General features: G+C 65.5%; 16 protein-coding genes. 15 read left to right on the top strand and 1 reads right to left on the bottom strand.

Annotation, left to right across the window (positions count from 1 at the left end):
• Positions 1-29: 29 nt before the first annotated feature.
• The 6 genes from FNV92_RS23510 (at position 30) to FNV92_RS23485 (ending at position 8,318) form a co-directional block, all read left to right on the top strand.
• A complete protein-coding gene (locus FNV92_RS23510) occupies positions 30-2,039 on the top strand; it encodes a hydantoinase/oxoprolinase family protein (RefSeq protein WP_143844362.1) in 2,010 nt (669 codons plus the stop codon).
• Positions 2,036-3,616 (top strand): hydantoinase B/oxoprolinase family protein, encoded by a 1,581-nt coding sequence (locus FNV92_RS23505; protein ID WP_168213596.1) that lies wholly within the window; start codon positions 2,036-2,038, stop codon positions 3,614-3,616. Before FNV92_RS23510 ends, FNV92_RS23505 begins: the two co-directional genes overlap by 4 nt.
• Positions 3,617-3,627: 11 nt before the next feature.
• On the top strand, positions 3,628-4,923 hold the full coding sequence (locus tag FNV92_RS23500; protein ID WP_168213597.1) for a class-III pyridoxal-phosphate-dependent aminotransferase: 1,296 nt from the start codon (positions 3,628-3,630) through the stop codon (positions 4,921-4,923).
• Complete coding sequence (locus FNV92_RS23495; protein ID WP_143844365.1) at positions 4,920-6,602, top strand: long-chain-fatty-acid--CoA ligase; 1,683 nt, start codon at positions 4,920-4,922, stop codon at positions 6,600-6,602. The genes FNV92_RS23500 and FNV92_RS23495 overlap by 4 nt, the downstream gene beginning before the upstream one ends.
• Before the next feature lie 118 nt (positions 6,603-6,720).
• Entirely contained in the window at positions 6,721-7,653 is a 933-nt protein-coding gene (locus FNV92_RS23490; RefSeq protein ID WP_143844366.1) for an N-carbamoyl-D-amino-acid hydrolase, read from the top strand.
• Positions 7,653-8,318: a flavin reductase family protein gene (locus FNV92_RS23485; RefSeq protein ID WP_416377733.1), complete on the top strand. Its 666-nt coding sequence runs from the start codon at positions 7,653-7,655 to the stop codon at positions 8,316-8,318. Before FNV92_RS23490 ends, FNV92_RS23485 begins: the two co-directional genes overlap by 1 nt.
• Here the strand turns inward: FNV92_RS23485 and FNV92_RS23480 are convergent.
• Positions 8,315-8,977 carry an aspartate/glutamate racemase family protein gene (locus FNV92_RS23480; RefSeq protein ID WP_143844368.1) on the bottom strand — a complete coding sequence of 221 codons (663 nt, stop codon included), beginning with the start codon at positions 8,975-8,977 and terminating at the stop codon, positions 8,315-8,317. The two genes, FNV92_RS23485 and FNV92_RS23480, sit on opposite strands and share 4 nt — an antisense overlap.
• Positions 8,978-9,033: 56 nt before the next feature.
• Between FNV92_RS23480 and hydA the strand changes: the two genes are divergently transcribed.
• From hydA to FNV92_RS23435, 9 genes are all read left to right on the top strand, one after another.
• Complete coding sequence (gene hydA, locus FNV92_RS23475) at positions 9,034-10,503, top strand: dihydropyrimidinase (RefSeq protein ID WP_143844369.1); 1,470 nt, start codon at positions 9,034-9,036, stop codon at positions 10,501-10,503.
• 16 nt (positions 10,504-10,519) lie between these two features.
• Positions 10,520-11,494, top strand: a complete 975-nt coding sequence (locus tag FNV92_RS23470) for an NAD-dependent epimerase/dehydratase family protein (protein WP_143844370.1) — start codon at positions 10,520-10,522, stop codon at positions 11,492-11,494.
• Between the two features lies 1 nt (position 11,495).
• Positions 11,496-12,245 (top strand): SDR family oxidoreductase, encoded by a 750-nt coding sequence (locus tag FNV92_RS23465; protein ID WP_143844371.1) that lies wholly within the window; start codon positions 11,496-11,498, stop codon positions 12,243-12,245.
• Entirely contained in the window at positions 12,242-13,678 is a 1,437-nt protein-coding gene (locus FNV92_RS23460) for an NAD(P)-binding domain-containing protein (protein ID WP_143844372.1), read from the top strand. Before FNV92_RS23465 ends, FNV92_RS23460 begins: the two co-directional genes overlap by 4 nt.
• Positions 13,679-13,796: 118 nt before the next feature.
• On the top strand, positions 13,797-15,416 hold the full coding sequence (locus tag FNV92_RS23455) for an ABC transporter substrate-binding protein (protein ID WP_143844373.1): 1,620 nt from the start codon (positions 13,797-13,799) through the stop codon (positions 15,414-15,416).
• A 29-nt stretch (positions 15,417-15,445) separates the two neighbouring features.
• Complete coding sequence (locus tag FNV92_RS23450; RefSeq protein WP_143844374.1) at positions 15,446-16,480, top strand: ABC transporter permease; 1,035 nt, start codon at positions 15,446-15,448, stop codon at positions 16,478-16,480.
• On the top strand, positions 16,477-17,325 hold the full coding sequence (locus tag FNV92_RS23445; RefSeq protein ID WP_143844375.1) for an ABC transporter permease: 849 nt from the start codon (positions 16,477-16,479) through the stop codon (positions 17,323-17,325). Before FNV92_RS23450 ends, FNV92_RS23445 begins: the two co-directional genes overlap by 4 nt.
• Positions 17,322-18,992 (top strand): nickel ABC transporter ATP-binding protein NikE, encoded by a 1,671-nt coding sequence (gene nikE / locus FNV92_RS23440; RefSeq protein WP_015687167.1) that lies wholly within the window; start codon positions 17,322-17,324, stop codon positions 18,990-18,992. The genes FNV92_RS23445 and nikE overlap by 4 nt, the downstream gene beginning before the upstream one ends.
• A 141-nt stretch (positions 18,993-19,133) precedes the next feature.
• Positions 19,134-20,735 (top strand): ABC transporter substrate-binding protein, encoded by a 1,602-nt coding sequence (locus tag FNV92_RS23435; RefSeq protein ID WP_015687166.1) that lies wholly within the window; start codon positions 19,134-19,136, stop codon positions 20,733-20,735.
• Positions 20,736-20,744 lie beyond the last annotated feature (9 nt).

Below are 20,744 nucleotides of genomic sequence, written 5' to 3'. Positions count from 1 at the left end.
TCGGACGTCATCGGCAGCTGACCCCGCACATGAATGATTTCGACAGTCACTGGGAAGTCGGCACCGATATCGGTGGCACCTTCACCGATATCATCGCGATCCGGCGCGATTCCAGCGAAGCGCGGATCGCGAAAGTCCCGTCGCGCCCCGACGCGCCGGTTCAGGCGATGCTCGAGGCGATCGAGGCGGTGGGCCTGCGCAAGAGCGAGGTGAAGCGTTTCGTCCACGGCACCACGCGCGTGACCAACGCCATCGTCGAGAACCGGCTGCCGAAGGTGGCGCTGGTTGCGACCGAAGGCTTTGCCGATGTGCTGGAGATCGCGCGCTATCGCCGCCGCGATCTCTACCGTCTCGATGTCCCGCCGAAATCACCGCCGCTGGTGCCGCCCGAACGATGTTTTGGACTCGCCGAACGCCTCGACCACGAAGGGAATGTGCTGAAGGCGCTGGATGAAACGGAGATCGAGCGGCTGGTGGCGTGGCTGAAAGAGACTGGCGTGCAGAGCGTCGCCGTCGCTCTGCTGCACGCCTATGCCAATCCCGTCCACGAGAAAATGCTGGGCGAGCGCCTCAAGGACGTCGTCTCCCATGTGTCGTTGTCGCATGAGGTCAATCCGGAGGCACGCGAATACGAGCGAACCTCGGCCACCGTGTTCAACGCAGCCGCAATGCCGATCGCGGTGGAATATCTCAGCGAGCTGGAACAGCGCCTGCCGATCGGGCCAGGCCTGCAGGTGTTTCATTCGGCCGGCGCCATGATCCCGATCTCGGCGGTGAAGCGGCGGCCATTGGTGATGGCGATGTCGGGCCCGGCCGCCGGTGTCTCGGCCTCCGTCAGCATCGCGCGCCAGCTTGGCACCTCGCGCATGCTGACCTTCGACATGGGCGGCACTACGACCGACGTCTGCCTGATCGTCGACGGCCAGGCCGAGATGACCGACGGCCGCATGCTCGGCGACAAGCCGCTGCGCCAGCCCATGCTTGCGGTTCATTCGATCGGGGCGGGCGGCGGATCGATCGTGCGCAACGGTCCCGGCGGCCTGACGGTCGGCCCGGAGAGCGCCGGTTCCGAACCGGGGCCGGCCTGCTACGGCCGCGGCGGCACCGAACCCACGATCACCGACGCCAATGCCGTGCTCGGCTATCTCAATCCCGAAACGAAACTCGGCGACCGCATCGGCATCGACGTCGAGGCCGCCAAGCGCGTCATCGCGCCGATCGCGCGCGCTCTTGACCTCAGCCTCACCGAAACGGCGCTCGGCATTATCAAGGTCGCGAACGCTACGATGGCCCGCGCGCTCCGCCGCGTCACGGTCGAGCGCGGCATCGACGGACGCGATTGCGCGCTGCTCGCCTTCGGCGGCGGTGGTCCGATGCATGCGGCGGGTCTTGCCGATCTCTACGGGATCGCCGAGGTCGTCGTGCCGAGCGCATCGAGCGCGTTTTCGGCGCTGGGCTGTCTCACCGCCGATTTCAGCTTCCTGCAGCAGCAGACCTTGCGCGCCGCCCTCGACGGCATCGACCTTGTGCGCACCTCGGAGCGGATCGGGACGCTGATCGACGATGCATCGGCGCCACTGATCGCCAACGGCGTTGCGCAGGCGGAGATCCAGGTCGAGCTGGTCGCCTTGATGCGCTACGCGGCGCAGAACGACGCCATTCCGGTGTCATTCACGCTGCCGCTCGATGTTGCCAGGCTGAAGACGGATTTCCTGACGCGGCATCACGAGCTGTTCGGCTACGCGACGGGCGAGCCCTGCGTCATCGAATCCGTGCGGGTGCAAGCGCGCCGCCCCTCGACGACGACAGTGAGCCGTCCGGCGACGGCGGCGCGGGCCGTGTCCACCGGCAAGCGCATTTGCTCGTTCGACGGCTTGCATGAGATCGAAACCGCGATCATCGACCGCGCCGCGCTGACCGACATCGTCAGCGGCCCCGCGATCATCGAGGACGCCTGGTCGACCGTGGTGGTGCCGCCGGGCTGGCAGGCGAAGCCCGATATATCAGGCAATCTGTTCCTGACCCGGAGGGCGGCATGAAGCTCGATCCGTTTGTCGTCGAGGTCATCAGGCACGGCCTCTCGGCCGCCGCCGAGGAAATGAGCCTGGTGATGACGCGCTCGGCGCGCTCGCCACTGCTGCGTGAAGCCGGCGATCTGTCGTCCGCAATCACCGACGGCCATGGCGGCCTGGTCGGGCAGGGCCGCGATATCCCGATCCATCTCGGCGCGATGGCCTATACCATCCCCGAACTGCTGAAGGTCATCCCGCGCGACAGCCTGAATGACGGCGATGTGCTGATCTACAATGTCGGCGCGCTCGGCGGCAATCACCTCAACGACGTCAAGGTCGTGCGGCCCGTCTTCGTCGACGGCGAGATCGTGGCCTTCGCCATCAGCCTGGCGCACTGGCCCGACATCGGCGGCACCTGGCCCGGCAGCTATTTTGCCAAGGCCATCGACACGTTCCAGGAAGCGATGCGGATTCCGCCGGTGCTGATTGCGACCGCGGCCGGCGTCAATACGCCGATCGTGCAGCTGCTCAAGGCCAACGTCCGCGACCCCGAATCCTGCGAGGGCGATCTGCTCGCCCAGATCGCGGCGACCAAGGCCGGCGAGAAGCGCCTCGTCGAGCTCTGCCGCGAGCACGGCAAGGCCGTCTTCACAGCGACGCAGTCGCGCCTGCACGATCTCTCCGAGATCGAGATGCGTGAGGCGATCCGCGACTTGCCGGATGGCTTCTATGAAGGCGAGGATCATCTCGACGATGGCAGCGCCGACAATGCGCCCGCGCGTATCCATGTGAAAATCACCATAGCGGGAGACGAGGCGACGTTCGACCTCTCCGGGAGCTGCGATCGCGTTTCCAATTTCTGCAACACGACGCCGTTCATGGCGCGCTCGGCGGTCGCCTACGCCGCGCGCATCATGAGCGGTCGCGACATGCACCAGAATGCCGGCGCGCTGCGGCCGCTCACCATCATCACGCGTCCGGGCTCGATCCTGGAGCCGGGCTGGAATGCCTCTGTTGCCGCCGGCAACCACGAGACCTCGATGCGCATCGTCGATGCGATCTTCCGTGCCATGCAGCACACGATCCCCGAGCGGCTTTCGGCTGGCGGGGCGACCACGGCGGGCGTTCTGTTCTTTGCTGAGCCGCGTCCAAACGGCTCATGGAAGATGCTCTACGAGGTCCACGGCGGCGGCGAGGGCGCCCGGCACAATCGCGCCGGCATGTCGGCGACCCGGGTGCATCTGTCCAACACGTCCAACACGCCGGTCGAGGTCATCGAGGCGAGCTACGCGATCCGCCTCGAGCAGCAGGCCATTCGCTGGAACTCGGGCGGTGCGGGCGCTCATCGTGGCGGTGACGGCTCCGTTCGCACCTATCGCATCCTCGCACCCTCGATGCACCTGACCACCTGCATCGAACGGATGGTGATTGCGCCCTTCGGCATGCAGGGCGGCGAGTCAGGGAAGGCTTGCCGCATCTCGCTGGTCCGGCAAGGCGAGAACGTCGCCATCGACGGCAAATCGAACCTGGTGTTGCAGCAAGACGATCTCGTCACGATCGAGATGTGCGGCGGCGGCGGCTACGGCGCCGCGGCGGCAGAGTGAGGAGACCCGCGATGAGCAAATTGTTGCGAACTGGACTGAACGCGGGCGAGGCCGCGCCGATGGCCGTCGTCGGCGGCGAAGGCGTCTACTTCCACTTGTCGGACGGCCGCAAGCTGATTGACGGCAGCAACACCGGCGGCGGTCTTGGCCATCGCCATCCCGCGATGGTGGAAGCGATCCGCAATGCGGCGGACACGCCCGTCGTGAACGAGGGCTGGACCTGGGTCGGCCGGGAGCAGGCTGCTGACGATCTGATGAACACCGCCTTCAAGGGCGAGGAAGATTGGGTCGGCGCGGTGCGCTTCTGCATCAGCGGCAGCGAGGCCAACGATATGGCGCTGTCGCTGTGCCAGGCACTGACGCAGCGCTCGGCGCTGGCGACGCGCGAGCGCGCCTATCACGGCATCACCGGCCTGTCGCGCAGCATGACGGTGCAACCGCAATGGCACGGCGGCCTCGCGGTGCATGCCGGCGGCTCGAAGCTGCCGGCGACGATGGCACCGGTGCGGGTCCTGCCGGCGCCCGACGGCGCGATCTATGGCGCGCCGGCCAACAACACCCCGCCGAGCGAATATCTCGCGGATGCCGCTGGCCTGCTCTCGGATACCGCGGCAACGATCATCGACTACACGCAGGGCGGCATCTATTACGACGGCGCTTATCAGGATGAGGTGGCGCGTCTTGCGCGGCAGGCCGGCTCTTACTGGATCGCCGACGAGGTCGTCACCGGCGCAGGGCGAGCGGGGCGCTGGTTCGCATTCCAGGGCGCCCAGAGCCGCCCCGATATCGTGACGCTCGGCAAATCGCTCGGCGGCGGTGCCGCCGCGGTTGCCGCGGTCGTGGTATCGAAGGACATCGTCGAGCGGCTCAAGGGCTCGAGCTGGCAGAATTACGGCACGCTGCGTGGCCATCCGATCAGCATGGCCGCCGTCAGCGCCTATCTGAAGGTCGTCAGCGAGGAGAAAATCCTGGAGCACGTGAAGAGCCTCGAAAAGCTGTTCACCCGCCGCCTGCTCGCGATCGCGCAGAAACATCCGAGCGTGCAGCGTGTGGCCGGGCAGGGGTTGCACTGGACAGTGGAGCTGCATGGCCCGGACTGGCGCAACTGGCATGCCGACACCACCGAAGTGCCGATCGCCTCGCGCGTGGCTGCGCGGGCACTCGAGGCTGGCGCCGTCATCGGCACCAGCGGCGAGCAGACCTCGCTGTTCCTGGCGCCGCCGCTGGTGATCTCCGAGCATGAGGCCGAGTGGCTGCTGGATGCGCTCGACCACGGCCTCGATATCGCCGACGAGGAGCACGGATGAGCGCGGACCACGCAACACTTCTGCGATCGCCGGCCTGGCCGGCGGACGAGCCTTGGCATCTCGCGATGCCGGAGGGGACGCTGTACGACGCGCTGGCACGAGCCGCTCAAAATCGCCCCTCGCATCCGGCGGCGGTGTTTTACGGCGCAAGCTTGAGCTATGCCGAGCTGCGCGATCGCGTCGATGCCATGGCCGGGTTCCTGCAGAAGGTCTGCGGCGTCGCGCGTGGCGACCGCGTCATGATCGCGCTGCAGAACTCGCCGCAATATGTCATCGCCTATTATGCGGTGATGCGGGCGGACGCCGTGATTGTTCCCGTCAATCCCATGAACAAGACGGGCGAGATCGCATATCTCGCCGAAGACAGCGGCGCCAGGGTCGCGATAACAGGCAGCGAGCTGAGCGATGTCTTTGCGCCGCTGGTGGGCGAGGCCATCGCGCATGCCATCGTCGCGCAGTACCGCGACGAGGTGCCCAGCGCGACGCCTTATACGCTACCGTCATGCGTCACTGAAGCGCCATCGGAGGTGCCATCCTCGCCGGGCTGGCATGCCTGGTCGTCCGCGATCGCGCAAGGCTTGCAACCCGGTGCGATGGCCGCCGGTCCGGACGATCTGATGATCCTGCCCTACACGTCGGGGACGACGGGCAAGCCCAAGGCCTGCATGCATACCCACCGCAGCGCGTTGTTCACCGCGGTCCTGCAGGCGCGCTGGTATGGAATGGGCGCCGATGACGTGATGACCGGATTCATGCCACTGTTCCATGTCGCGGGCATGCAGGGCTCCATGAATGCGGCGATGGTGGCGGGCGCGACGCTGCTGTTGATGGCGCGCTGGGACAAGGATCTGCTGCCGGATCTGTTCGAGACTTACGGCGTGTCGTTCTGGAACGCGGCGCCGACCATGATCGTCGACGTGCTCGCCAGCGCGCGGTTTCGTGATCGATGCTTTGCCAAGCTGAAAGTGCTGACCGGCGGTGGCGCGGCGATGCCGACCGCGGTGGCTGAGCGGTTGAAGGGCCGGTTCGGCCTCGATTTCGTCGAGGGCTACGGCATGACCGAGACGATGTCACCGACGCACATCAATCCGATGGCCGCGCCGAAGCGCCAGTGTCTCGGCATTGCGGTGCACGAGACCGATGCGAGGATCATCGACCCCGAAAGCCTGATCGAGCTCGACGACAATGTCGTCGGCGAGATCGTGGTGCACGGGCCGCAGGTGTTGCAGGGCTATTGGAACAGGCCGCAGGCCAATGCGGAGTCCTTCATCGAGCTCCAGGGAAAGCGGTTCCTGCGTACGGGCGATCTCGGCTATCGCGATGCCGAAGGTTATTTCTTCGCGGTGGATCGCCTCAAGCGGATGATCAATGTCAGCGGCTTCAAGGTCTGGCCGGCCGAGGTGGAGGCGGCGATGTACCAGAACCGGGCGATCCGGGAATGCTGTATCATCTCGGCGCCTGACAGCTACCGCGGCGAGACGGTCAAGGCGCTGGTCGTGCTGGACGAGGCGGCGCGCGCCAGCACGTCGCCGGACGATGTCGTGAGCTGGGCGCGCGGCGCGATGGCGAGCTACAAGGCGCCGCGCGCGGTCGTCTTCGTCGACGAGCTGCCGCGGACCGCGAGCAACAAGATCAACTGGCGGCTTTTGCAGGATGCCGAATGGGGGCGAACGGCATGAAAACTGCTTGGCTGGGAACCCGGCGCACGACCGCGCTATGCTGCGCGCGCCGATACCCGCTTGAAGCTGCAATCCGCAGCCTCGCCAGGACATTCATGAAGAGATCAGGAATTCGCTGATGCGTATCGTCACCGTCGCCGCCGCCCAGATGGGCGCGATCCAGAAAGCCGATAGCCGCGAGGCCGTGGTCAAGCGCATGATTGCGCTGATGGACGAGGCCAAGGCAAAGGGCGCCGACCTGATCGTCTATCCGGAACTGGCGTTGACGACGTTCTTTCCGCGCTGGTATTCGGAGGACCGCGCGGAGGCCGACATCTGGTTCGAGCGCGAAATGCCGAACGCGGCGACCAAGCCGCTATTCGAACGTGCGGCGCAGCACCAGATGGCGATGAATTTCGGCTACGCGGAGCTCACGCCCGACGGACATCATTTCAACGCCGCCATCCTGACCGACAAGTCCGGCAAGATCGTCGGCAAATATCGCAAGGTCCATTTGCCGGGCCATGTGGAGTACGACACCAGGCGTTCGCACCAGCATCTGGAGAAGCGCTATTTCGAGCCGGGCGATCTCGGCTTCAAGGTCTGGCGCGAGCTCGGCGGCATCATCGGCATGGCGATCTGCAACGACCGCCGCTGGCCCGAGACCTATCGCGTCATGGGTCTGCAGGGTGTCGAGATGGTGCTGATCGGCTACAACACGCCATCCGTGAACGCGGAGAAGAGCGAAGAGGGCGTCGAGAAACGGCTGTTTCACAATCGACTCTCGGTGCAGGCCGGCGCCTACCAGAACGCGACCTGGGTGGTCGCGGTGGCCAAGGCCGGCAATGAGGATGGTCACCCGCTGTTCGGCGGCAGCCTGATCGTCGACCCCAACGGCGAGATCGTCGCCGAGGCCAGGACGGAAGAGGATGAGCTTCTGGTTCATCCCTGCGACCTCGACGCGACGACGTTCGGCAAGACCACGATCTTCAACTTCGCGCAGCATCGCCGCATCGAGCACTATGGCCTGATCACCAGCCAGACCGGCGCTGTGCCGCCGCCGGAGAAGTGATGCGGATGGCAGACGAGGGCATATCGCTGCGCGAGCTCGATCCGCGCGATCGCTACAAGCTGCTGTGCGGCGTGATCGTGCCGCGGCCGATCGCGCTGGTGACGACGCTGGACGAGAACGGAGCGGTCAATGCGGCGCCGTTCAGCTTCTTCAACGTGTTCTCCGAGAGCCCGGCTCTGGTTGTGCTTGGGCTGCAGCACAGGCCGGATCACAGCCCGAAAGACACCACCCGCAACATCCATCGTGACGGTGAGTTCGTCGTGCACATGGTGGACGAGGCGCTGTCCGGGGCGATGAACGATTGCGCGGTCGACTTCCCGTCCGGTGACAGCGAGGTCGCCGCGACCGGGCTTGCGACGCTTCCCTCCGTCGATGTGAAGGTGCCGCGCCTTGCCGCTGCACCCTTCGCGCTGGAATGCCGGCGCCACGTCGTGATGACCTTCTCGCCGGATCGCGAGTTGCTGGTCGGCGAGGTGCTTCGCGTTCACGCCCGCGAGGGCTTGGTCGACGAAGCCAACATGTATGTCGATCTCGACGCCTACCGGCCGATCGGCCGCATGTTCGGCAATCTCTACACGACGCAGCGGGACACGTTTGCGCTTGCCCGCGAGAGCCATGCGCAATGGCTCGCGCGGCAGGACGCCAAAGAGCTGAAGGACGCCTAGTGAGCCGAGAACTGCACCGTACCCAGCGCCATGGTGACGGCCGCCTGTGTCGGGTCGATCACGGCAATGCCGAGCGCGTCTTCCAGCGGGCGGCGGTGGCGCGCCATGCCGGCGCAGCCCATCACGATGGCGCGGGCGCCGTCCTCGTCGCGCAGCGCGCGGCCGATTTCGATCATCCTGCCGAGCGTGTCTTCGCCCGACGCGGTTTCCGCAACGCTCATGTTGAGCGGCCGCTCGCCGGCAAGGCGCTCCGTCAGTCCCATCTGCCTGAGATAGCGCATGTGGCGCGGGATCGAGCGCTGGGCAATCGCGATGACGCCGAAGGTTTCGGCGCGGGCCAGCGCCGTCAGCACGCCGCACTCGGCGATGCCGAACACGGGCCGGCTCGTACCTTCCCGGCAGACCTGAAGCCCGGGATCGCTGTAGCAGGCGATGACGAACGCAGCCGAGCTGTTGTCGCCCTCGACCAGCTTTCGCAGCGGCATCGCGACGCCGTCGACATCGGCCTGGCTTTCGATGCCGAACGGCCCCTCGGCCAGCGATTGGCAGACGACTTCCGGTCCGCCGTCGAAGCCGAGCGGCTTCAAGGCTTCCTCGAGCCCTTGCGTGACCGCGGGGTTGGAGTTCGGATTGATGACGAGAATGCGCGGCCGGGCCATGGTGGTCTTCCCTCGAGATGGCGATCACTTGCCTCAGGCATATCATGGAGTGCCTCATGACTGAACCAGTTTACGACCTGATCATCCGCGGCGGCCGCGTTGCCACCACGACCGATGTATTCGAAGCCGATGTCGCCATCTCCGGCGAGACCATCGCAGCGATCGGCAAGCGCCTTCCGGCGGCCAAGCGTGAGATCGATGCGCGCGGCAAGCTGGTGCTGCCGGGCGGCGTCGACAGTCACGCGCATATCGAGCAATTGTCCGCGGCCGGCATCATGAATGCCGACACGTTCGAGAGCGCGACCGTCTCTGCCGCCTTCGGCGGCACCACCACGGTGATTCCGTTCGCCGCCCAGCATGTTGGCATGAAGCTGCCGCAGGTGGTGGAAGACTATCACGCGCTCGCCAAGAAGGGCGCCGTGATCGACTACGCCTTTCACATGATCATCGCGGATGCGACCAGGGAGACCGTCGAGGAGCACATTCCGGCGCTGGTGAAGCAGGGCCATGCGTCGATCAAGATCTTCATGACCTATGACCGGCTCAAGGTCGACGACGAGCCGCTGCTCGACATCCTGCTGGCCGCGCGCCAGTCCGGCGCGATGTTGTGCGCCCATGCCGAAAATCATGGCATCATCGCCTGGATGGTGAAGCGGCTGCTCTCGCGCGGCTACACCATGCCGAAATACCACGCCGTCAGCCATGCCCGCGTCTCGGAAGCCGAAGCCTTCACGCGGCTGATCGGCATGGCGGCGCTGATCGACCAGCCCATCATGATCTTCCATGTCTCGACCGCCGAAGGCGCCAAGGTGATCCGCGATTCGCGCGGGCAGGGCCTGAAGGTGTTCGCCGAGACCTGTCCGCAATACCTGTTCCTCACCGCCAATGATCTCGACAAGCCGGGCGCCGAGGGCGCCAAGTGGATGTGCAGCCCGCCGCCGCGCACGCATTCGGACCAGGAGGCGTTGTGGCAGGCGCTGTCGCTCGGCGATCTCCAGACCATCTCGTCGGATCATGCGCCGTATCGCTATGACGAGACCGGCAAGCTGCGCGCTGGTCCCAACCCGAACTTCAAGCAGGTCGCCAACGGCCTGCCAGGATTGGAACTGCGGCTGCCGCTGCTGTTCGACGCGATGGTGTCGAAGGGCCGGCTGGGCCTGGAGAAGTTCGTCGAGCTGACGTCGACCGCGCCGGCCAAGATCTACAATCTGCGTCCGCGCAAGGGCTCGATCGCGGTGGGCGCCGACGCCGATATCGCGATCTGGGATCCCAATCGCGAGGTCACGATCGCCGACGCGATGATGCACGATCTCGCCGGCTACACGCCGTTCGCGGGACGCACGCTGAAGGGCTGGCCGGTGTCGGTGCTCTCGCGCGGCCGCGTCGTCATCGACGGCGACAAGTGCCTCGCGTCCGCCGGCAGCGGAAAATTCCTCGCGCGCAGCGGCGGCGAGGCGGCCAGGCCGACCGGCCGGCTCGTGGCCGACATGGACCCGGAACGGAATTTTGGAGCAAACCTGCTGTGACGGTGGATTGCGTGCGATGAAGATCGTCATCTTCGGCGGCACCGGCTTTGTCGGCCTCAATGTTGCGGAGGCGCTGCTCGCGCGCGGCCATGACGTGACGCTGTACGACCGTGCTGAATTGCCGCCGTCGGCCCGGCGCGCGTTGGCGGATTACGGGGAGCGGCTCACTGTCGTGCAGGGCGACATTACGGACGCAACAGCCATCGACGCCCTCATCGCCGAGGGCGTCGATGCAATCGTGCTCGGCGCGGCGATCACCGCCGGCGATGATCTCGAGAGGGCGTCGACCGCGCGCATTCTCGAGATCAACGTGATGGCTCAGATCCCGATCCTGCAAGCCGCGATCCGTCATGGCGTTCGCCGCGTCGTCAATCTGTCGTCGGCTGCGGCCTATGGCGCCGCGGGCGCGCGGGTCGAGAGCTTGGACGAGGACACGCCCTGCGATCCCGTCTCGTTCTACGCGATCAGCAAGTTCACCTCGGAGCGGTCAGTGGCGCGCCACGCCGAGCTCTTCGGCGGTGATTTCCTGAGCGTGCGGCTGAGCGCCGTGTTCGGTCCGTGGGAACGCGCCAATGCTGTGCGGGACACGCCAAGTCTCCAGTTCCAGATCCTCGCTGCTTTTGCGCGCGGCGAGCCGGCGATCCTGCCGGGTCCGGGAAGCAAGGACTGGACCTATGCTCCCGATGCGGCCGAGGCGGTTGCGCTGCTGATCGAAGCCGAGCGGCCGCGTCACCGGCTCTATAACATTTCCAGCGGCGCGGCTTGGTCGGCGCTGCAGTGGGGCGAGGCGTTTGCGGCGCTGCATCCTGGCCTGCAATGCCGGCTCGCCGCGCCCGGCGAGAAGACCGCAATCAAATTGCATGGCGGCGACCGCGCGCCGCTGTCGGTGGCGCGGATGGCGGACGAATTCGGCTGGCGCGCGCGGTTCGGCTGCGCCGAGTCTGCGGCCCACATGAGCGCCTGGTGGATGCAGCACAAGGAGGCGATCTGACATGCGGCTGCAGGGGCGCACGGCCATCATCACGGGCGCAGCTTCGGGCATCGGCTGCGCCAGTGCAAAGCTGTTTGCCGAGGAAGGCGCGCAGCTTGCTCTGGTCGATCGAGATGCCGCAGGACTTCAGGAAACGATGGGCTTGGTGGGGGAGGCGACGATGCATGTCGGCGACGTCGGCGATGCCGGTTTCGCCGAGGCCGTCGTCGGCGACGTCGTGGCTCGGCACGGCCGGCTCGATATCCTCATGACTGCCGCAGGCTTTTCCTGCGGCGGCACGGTGCTGACGACGAGCGTGGACGACTGGGACGCGGTGTTCCGCGCCAATGTCGGCGGCACCTGGCTGTGGGCGCGCGCCGCGGTGCCGCAGATGCAGCGGCAGAAGGGCGGCTCGATCATCACGCTGGCCTCGCAGCTCGCGATTGCCGGCGGCAAAGGCAACAGCGCCTATATCGCCGCCAAAGGCGCGATCATCAGCCTGACGCGGACCATGGCGGTGGATTTCGCCACCGACGGCATCCGCGTCAACGCGATTGCCCCCGGCGCGATCGACACGCCGATGCTTCGCCGCAGCTTTGCCCGTCATGCCAATTCGGACGAGGTACGCGAAGCCTCCCGCAACCGCCACGCCATGAAGCGCTTCGGCCAGGCGGAAGAAATCGCGCAGGCTGCGCTGCATCTGGCCAGCGATGCGTCCTCGTTCACGACCGGCACCGTCATGGTGGTCGACGGAGGCTGGCTCGCGGCATGAGTGATGGGTTGATCAAGCTTGAAGCCGAAATTCGCGCCGATCTCGCCATGATCGCGCATCCCGGCGCAGCGTGGCTCGAACCGAAGACGGGACCCGACGGCAAGCCAGCGCTGGACGTGCTGATCATCGGCGCCGGCCAGTCCGGCATTGCCATCGGCTTCGGCCTGATGCGGTCCCGTGTCAGCAACATCCTGCTGCTCGACAAAGCCGAGGAAGGCAAGGAGGGCCCGTGGCTCACCTATGCCCGCATGCCGACACTGCGCAGCCCGAAGGACTACACCGGACCTGACCTCGATATTCCGAGCCTGACCTACCAGTCCTGGCACGAAGCCCGCTTCGGCAAGGAGAGTTGGCAGGCGCTGAACCTGATCCTGAGAGAGCACTGGGCCGAGTATCTGCTCTGGCTGCGGCGCACGCTCGGCTTGCCGGTGCGTAACGGCTGCGAACTGCTGGAGCTTGCGCCTGCGTCGGACGGCCTGCTCGCCGCGCGCGTCAAGCGCGCCGATGGCATCGAGACGCTCTATGCCCGCAAGATCGTGCTGGCGACCGGGCAGGAGGGCATGGGCGATTGGATGATCCCGGAGCCGCTGCGCGGTCTGCCGAAAAATTCGGTCGCAACGGTTGCCGACGACATCGACTTCAATAACCTTCGCGGCAAGCGGGTTGCCGTGATCGGCGCGGGTGCCTCCGCCTTCGACAACGCGGCCACGGCTTTGGAATCGGGCGCAGCAGAGGTGCATCTGCTCTGCCGCCGCGCGCAGATCCAGGTGATCCAGCCCTATCGCTGGCTGACCTTTCGCGGCTTCCTGCGTCATCTCAGCGATCTCGACGATGCCTGGCGCTGGCGCTTCATGCGTACCATCCTGGAAATGCGCGAAGGCTTTCCGCAGCCGACCTACGATCGCTGCGCGCGTCATGCCAATTTTACATTGCACGAAGGCGCGCCGCTCGAGGCGGCCAGGCAGACCGCCAGCGGTGTTGAACTGCAAACGCCGCACGGCGCGATCGCTGCGGATTTCGTCATCTGCGGCACCGGCATCGACATGAACTATGCCAATCGCGGCGAGCTCGCGAGATTCGCCGGCAACATCGCGAGCTGGGCCGACCGCTACCAGCCGCCGGAGAACGAGCGCAACGCGCGGCTCGGCCGCTTTCCCTATCTCGCCGACGACTACGCCTTCACCGAGCGCGTGCCCGGAAAGACGCCGTGGATCTCGGACATCCATCTCTTCGCCGTCGCCTCCACCATGAGCTTTGGTGCGTCGGGATCGTCGATCAACGCGATGACGACCGCTGTACCGAAGCTGGTGAATGGCCTGACGCGCGGCCTGTTTCGCGCGGACGTGGAACGGCACTGGGCTTCGCTCAGCGCCTATGACGTGCCGCAGGCCGTGGTTACGCGGCCGGCGCGAAAAATGGAGGAATCGCGATGATGATCCATGCGCCGCCGCGGCGAAGTATGCGCGGACGTCTCATGAGATTGGCGCGCAACTTGCTTCTTTCTTGACCAGCCTTGCCGGCCTTCCTGTTCTAGAATTCAAGGGAAAACGAATGCGTTTTGTGTCTTTCAGGTCCGCGACCTCAGTTCTCGCTACCGCTGCGCTGTTGCTCGTCGCCACAGCGCCTTCACAGGCACAATCCAGGGCGGAAACGCTGCGCTATGTCACCGGCGCGTCTGTCAACACGCTCGATCCAAACATCCCCGGCGCGACCCGCGAATCCTTCGGGCTCAGCATGAGCACCTACGATCGGCTGGTGTCGTTCGGCCGCAAGCAACTCAACGGCAAATGGGTGTTCGATCTCGACACCATCACCGGTGAGCTCGCCGAGTCCTACGACGTCAGTCCCGACAAACTGAAGATCACCTTCCATCTGCGGAAGGACGCCAAGTTCCAGGACGGCTCGCCCGTGACGGCCGACGACGTGAAGTGGTCGCTCGACCGCTGCGTCACCGCGCCGATCCTCGGCAAGGCGCAATTGCTGACGGGATCGTTGACTTCGGCCGACCAGTTCAAGGTGATAGATCCCTTGACGATCGAGGTGACGTTGCCAAAGCCCGACAAGCTGGCGCTGCCGAATCTCGCCACCGTCTATCCGATGATCATCAACTCGAAACTCGCAAAGGAGCATGCGACCGCGGACGATCCGTGGGCGATGGCCTGGCTGAAGGAGCACGCCGCCGGCAGTGGCGCCTACGTCGTCGAGACCTTCAAGCCCGGCGAGCAGGTGACCCTCAAGCGCAACGAGGCCTGGAACCGCGGTTCTCCCGCCAGGCCGGCCTTCTTCAAGCGGATCATCGTGCAATCGGTGCCGGAGCCGGCGACCCGCGCCAATCTGGTCGAACGCGGCGATGCTGATATCGTACTCGATCTCCAGGCCAGCGACGTCCAGTCGCTCGAAGCCAAGGGCAAGCTGAAGGTGGTCTCGACGCCGCAATACAACGCGATCACCTTCGTCTCGATGAACAACCAGATCCCGCCCTTCGACAACGTCAACGTCCGCCGCGCTATCGCGTTCGCGCTGCCCTATGAGGACATGTTCAAGGCCGCCTTGTTCGGCCGCGGCGCGCCGCTTTACGGCGCGAGCTGGCCGGACGGCAAGCCGCTGAACGGGACCTATCCGTTCCAGCAGCCGGTCAAGCTCGACCTCGACAAGGCAAAGGAATATCTCAAGGCCGCCGGCTTCCCCGAGGGCTTCTCGACCACCTTCAGCTTCAATGTCGGATGGGCCTCTCAGGCGGAGCCGATGGCCGCGCTGATCAAGGAGTCGCTCGGCAAGATCGGCATCAAGGTCGACATCCAGAAGCTGCCGGATGCGCAGATGTCGACGCTGATCAACGAGAAGAAGCTGCCCTTCTTCACCGAAGGCATCGTCGCCTGGTTGCCGTCGACGGACTACTTCTACCGCAACTTCTACACCGGCAATCAGCGCTGGAACTACTCGTCGATCAACAACCCCGATCTGGCCGAGATTGCGCAGGGAGCCCGCTTCGAGCCGGATAAGGCGAAGTACGAGGAAGCCGGCCGCAAGCTCAACGCGATGCATTTCGACCTGATGCCGCAGATCATGCTGTGGCAGCCCAACCAGGATGCGGTCATGGCTCCGACCATCGAGGGCTATACCTACGAGTTCCATCGTCAGGTCGACTATCGCAACGTCAGCCGCAAGTGATGTTGGCGAAACCCAAGGAGCTCTGAAGAGTGAAGACCGGTCTTGGTGCGACATTGCTACGGGCGGGCAGGCGGCTGCTGTCGTCGCTGCCGGCGCTGTTCGGTGTGCTGGTCTTCACCTTCCTGCTGATGCGCGTCCTGCCCGGCGACCCCGCGGTGTTCTTCGCCTCGGGGCCCAATGCGGGCAAGGAGGAGATCGAGCAGATCCGCAAGCAGATGGGGCTCAACAAATCGGTGCCGGAGCAGCTCGTGTTCTATCTCTCCGACATCGGCCACGGCAATCTCGGCCGCTCCATGATGACGGGGCAGCCGGTGCTGAAGGATCTGCGCGAGCGGTTGCCGGCTTCGCTGGAGCTGACCTTCACCGCGCTCCTGATTGCGCTGATCGCGGCGGTGCCACTCGGCGTGGTCGCGGCGCTGCGGCCGGGGTCTGTCGTCGATCACGGCGTACGGATGTTCTGTGCGCTCGGCGTCTGCGTACCGACCTTCGTGTCGGGCCTGCTGCTGATCTATGTCTTCTACTACCTGCTCGGGCTGGCGCCCGATCCGACCGGGCGGATCGACGTTTTCACGTCGCTGCCGCCGCAGCGCACCGGATTCCTCTCGATCGACTTCCTGCTTGCTGGTGATGTCGAAGGCTGGTGGGCAGCCTGCAAGCAATTGATCCTGCCGGCGGTGAGCATGGCGCTGTTCGTGATCGCTCCGCTGGCGCGGATCACGCGCGCCTCGATGCTGGTGTCGCTCGGCAGCGATTTCGTACGCACCGCGCGCTCGGTCGGATTGTCCTGGCACAAGGTGGTCGTTACTTATGCCCTGAGGAATGCCATCCTGCCCGTCATCACCATCGCCGGCATCGTGTTCTCGACCATGCTGGGAGCCAACGTGCTGGTGGAGAAGGTTTTCTCCTGGCCGGGCGTTGCCTCCTACGCGCTCGATGCGCTGCTGTCCTCCGACTATGCGCCGGTGCAAGGCTTCGTGCTGCTGATGGCCAGCCTGTTCGTGCTGGTCAATCTGGTCGTCGATGTCTGCTACGGCATCGCCGATCCCAGGGTGTCGATCGAATGACCAGCGCAACCCTCCGTCATTCCGTCTGGATCCTGCGCGGCAACCCGCTCACGGCCGTCGCCGCGGCCGGCGTCGCGCTGTTCGTGCTGATCGCGATCTTCGGGCCGTGGATCGTGCCATATGATCCCGTGGTCTCTAACGTCTCCGAGGCCTTGCAGCCGCCGAGCGCGGCGCATCTGGCCGGCACGGACCAACTCGGCCGCGACGTGTTCAGCCGCCTCATTGTCGCCGCACGGCTCGATCTTGCCATCGCGGTCTCGGCGGTCGGCATCTCCTTCGTGATCGGCGCGGTCGTCGGCGCGTTCTGCGGTTATGCCGGCGGCAAGCTCGATCGCGGCGTCGGCCGCTTCGTGGACGTCATGATGGCGTTTCCGCTGTTCGTGCTGGCGATGGCAATGGTCGCAGCGCTGGGCAACCGGATCGAGAACATCGTGATCGCGACCGCGATCATCAACCTGCCGTTCTACATCCGCTTCGCGCGCGCCGAGGTGAACGTCCGCCGCAATGTCGGCTGGGTCGAGGCTGCGCGCGCCTGCGGCGAGAGCCATTTCTCCGTGGTGCTGCGCTTCCTGCTGCCGAACATCCTGCCGGCGATGGCGGTGCAGATCTCGCTCAACCTCGGTTGGGCCATTCTCAATGCAGCGGGCCTGTCCTTCATCGGCCTCGGCGTCCAGCCGCCGACGCCGGAATGGGGCATCATGGTCGCCGAAGGCGCGCGCTTCATCTCGACGGGGCGGTGGTGGCTGGTGGCGTTTCCGGGTCTTGCGCTGATGATGGCCGTACTGTGCTTCAATCTGCTCGGGGACGGGATGCGGGATATTCTCGATCCCCGGATGCGAACATGAGCGGGCAACTGCTAGGGATCAGCGACCTCCACGTCTCGTTCTCGACGCGGCGTGGCATGGTCGAGGCCGTGCGCGGCGTGACGCTCTCGGTCGACGAGGGCGAGATGCTCGGCCTCGTCGGCGAGAGTGGCTCGGGCAAGTCGGTGACCGGCTTTGCAACCACGCGGCTGCTGGATGCGGCCGGGCGCGTCACCGGCGGCAAGATCATGTTCCGCGGGCAGGACGTGACGAAGCTTGGGGGAGACGACCTCCGTCAGCTCCAGGGCGCCGCGATGTCGATGATCTTCCAGAACCCGCGGGCGGCGCTCAATCCGATCCGGGCGATCGGCCTGCAGATCGCGGACGCGATCCTCACGCACAAGAAGATATCGAAGGACGCGGCGCGCGCCGAGGCGCTGGAGCTGCTGCGTGCCGTCCAGATCCGCGACCCCGAGACGCGGATGAATGCCTATCCGCACGAGCTCTCCGGCGGCATGTGCCAGCGCGTGATGATCGCGATCGCGATCTCCTGCAATCCCTCGCTGTTGATCGCCGACGAGCCGACCACCGGGCTCGACGTCACCACCCAGAAGGTGGTGATGGATCTTCTGGCGGACATTGCCGCCGCGCGCGGCATGGCGACGATCCTGATCACGCACGATCTCGGCCTTGCGGCGCGCTATTGCCGCCGCATCGCCGTGATGGAACGCGGCCGCATTGTCGAGGAGGCAAGCCCCAAGGCGCTCTTCAGCGCGCCGCAGCATGCCTACACCAAGCGGCTGGTCGCGGCATCGCCTACCGCGAATTCGCGGATCGAAGACCTCGTGACGGAGGAGGAACGGGAAGGCTACGCGGCTGTGCTCGGCAAGCCGAGGCAGGAGCCTGCGTACGGGACGCCGCCGCTCCTTGAAGTGCGCAAGCTTGCAAAACGTTTCGACGAGGGTTCCGCGGCAGTCGCGGATTTCTCGATGACGATGGCCGGCGGCGAGAGCGTCGGGCTGGTCGGTGAATCCGGCTCCGGCAAGAGCACGACGTCGCGCATGATCTGCCGGCTGATCGATCCCAGCGAAGGCGACATCGTGTTCGACGGGCAGTCGATCGGGCATATCGCGTCGCGCGACTTTCATCGGTCACCGCTGCGCAAAGACATCCAGATGGTCTTCCAGGACCCGAACGAGAGCCTCAATCCGCGCTTCACGGCGTTCGACTGCATCGCTCATCCGCTGCTGCGGCTGGGCGGCATGCGTGCGGGCGACGCGTTGCGCAAGCGCGTGGAAGAATGTGCCGAGCGGGTCGGCTTGCCGCTGGATCTTCTGCCGCGCTTCCCGCATCAGCTCTCCGGCGGCCAGAAGGCGCGCGTCGGCATTGCCCGCGCCATCGCCTGCCGGCCACGGCTGCTGGTGCTGGACGAGCCGACTGCTGCGCTCGACGTCTCTGTGCAGGCGGTGGTGCTGCAACTGCTCGACCGCCTCAGGCGCGAGAACGACATCGCGCTGCTGTTCGTCAGCCACGATCTCAACGTGGTGCGCATGCTCTGTGACCGCACCATCGTGCTGCGCAACGGCGGCATCGTCGAGCAGGGCGACAGTCGGGCGCTGTTCGACAATCCCAAGACTGACTACACGCGCAAGCTGGTCGAGGCGATCCCCCATATCGACACCGGGCCGGCGCTGGCGGTTGCGCTTTGAAGCCTGAACCGGTCGAAATGCCGAGGAGATCCCGCTGGCGAAGGTCCGGTTAGTGGCATACCATTTGCACGCTAATGGGCTCTGGTTTCACCTGCTCTTGGCCAAAGACGGCCGGCATCACGGCACTATCGGGAGGATTTCATGGATCGCAGGACCGTATTGAAGGGACTGGCCGGCGCGGGCGGTCTGGCATTGACCGGCGTCTCGGCCCCGGCGATCGCACAAGGCGCCTCCGCCCGCACCCTGCGCTTCGTGCCGCAGGCAAACCTCGCCAATTTCGACCCGATCTGGGGTACGCAATATGTCGTGCGTAATGCCGCGGCGCTGGTCTGGGACACGCTTTACGGTGTCGATTCCTCGCTTCAGCCGCAACGTCAGATGGTCGAGTCCGAGCAGGTGAGTGACGACGGCACGACTTGGACGTTCAAGCTGCGGCCGGGCCTCAAGTTCCATGATGGCGAGCCGGTGCTGAGCAAGGACGTCATAGCCAGCCTGACGCGCTGGTCGGCGCGCGATCCAATGGGCCTGATGATCAAGGCGAGCCAGCAGGAGCTGACCGCGGTCGACGATCGCACCTTCAAATGGGTGCTGAAGCAGCCGTTCCCGAAAATGCTTTACGCGCTTGGCAAGGGCAATTCGCCTTGCGCCTTCATCATGCCGGAGCGCATCGCGCAGACCGATCCGTTCAAGCAAATCTCGGAGTATATCGGCTCAGGCCCGATGAAGTTCGCCAAGGGCGAGTGGGTCCCCGGCGCGAAAGCCGTGTTCGAGAAATTCGCCGACTATGCGCCGCGCCAGGAGAAATCGTCATGGCTTGCCGGCGGCAAGCAGATCCTGGTCGACCGTGTCGAGTGGGTTATCATGCCGGATCCGGCAACCGCGGCGGCCGCGTTGCAAAATGGCGAAATCGACTGGTGGGAGAACCCGATCGCCGATCTCGTTCCGGTCCTGAAGAAGAACAAGAACATCAGTGTCGATATCGGCGATCCGCTCGGCAATATCGGCTCGTTCCGTATGAACTTCCTGTACCCGCCGTTCAATGACGTGCGGGCGCGGCGCGCCGTGCTGATGGCGCTGAGCCAGGAAGACTACATGCGCGCGCTCGTCGGCGACGACAATTCGCTGTGGAAGCCGCTGCCCGGATTCTTCACGCCTGATACGCCGCTCTATACCGAGGCGGGTGGCGAGATTCTGAAGGGCAAGCGCGATTTCGATGCCGCCAAGAAGCTGCTCGCCGAGAGCGGCTATTCCGGCCAGCCGGTGACGTGCCTCGTGGCGCAGGACCAGCCGATCACAAAGGCGCAGGGCGACGTCACCGCCGACCTGCTGAAAAGGCTCGGCATGAATGTCGATTTCGTCGCCACCGATTGGGGTACCGTCGGCTCCCGCCGTGCGGCGAAGACGCCGCCGGGACAGGGCGGCTGGAACATGTTCCACACCTGGCACGCGGGCGCGGACTGCATCAACCCGGCGCCCTACACCGCCATTCGCGCCAACGGCGACAAGGCCTGGTTCGGCTGGCCCACCAGCGCCGGCACCGAGAAGGAAGTCACGTCGTGGTTCGAGGCCAAGAACCTCGACGAGGAGAAGGCTGCGATCGGCCGCCTCAACAAGGCGGCGCTCGACGACGTCGTCTACGCCCCGACCGGCTTCTTCCTGAGCTACACGGCGTGGCGCAAGAACGTCTCCGGCATCACCAAGGGGCCGCTGCCGTTCTTCTGGGGCGTTTCGAAATCCGCATGACCTTGCGCT

The sequence above is a fragment of the Bradyrhizobium cosmicum genome, from assembly GCF_007290395.2.
Lineage (GTDB): Bacteria > Pseudomonadota > Alphaproteobacteria > Rhizobiales > Xanthobacteraceae > Bradyrhizobium > Bradyrhizobium cosmicum.
The sequence above is the reverse complement of the archived record's forward strand: the minus strand, read 5'-3'. Positions and strand labels throughout refer to the sequence as shown.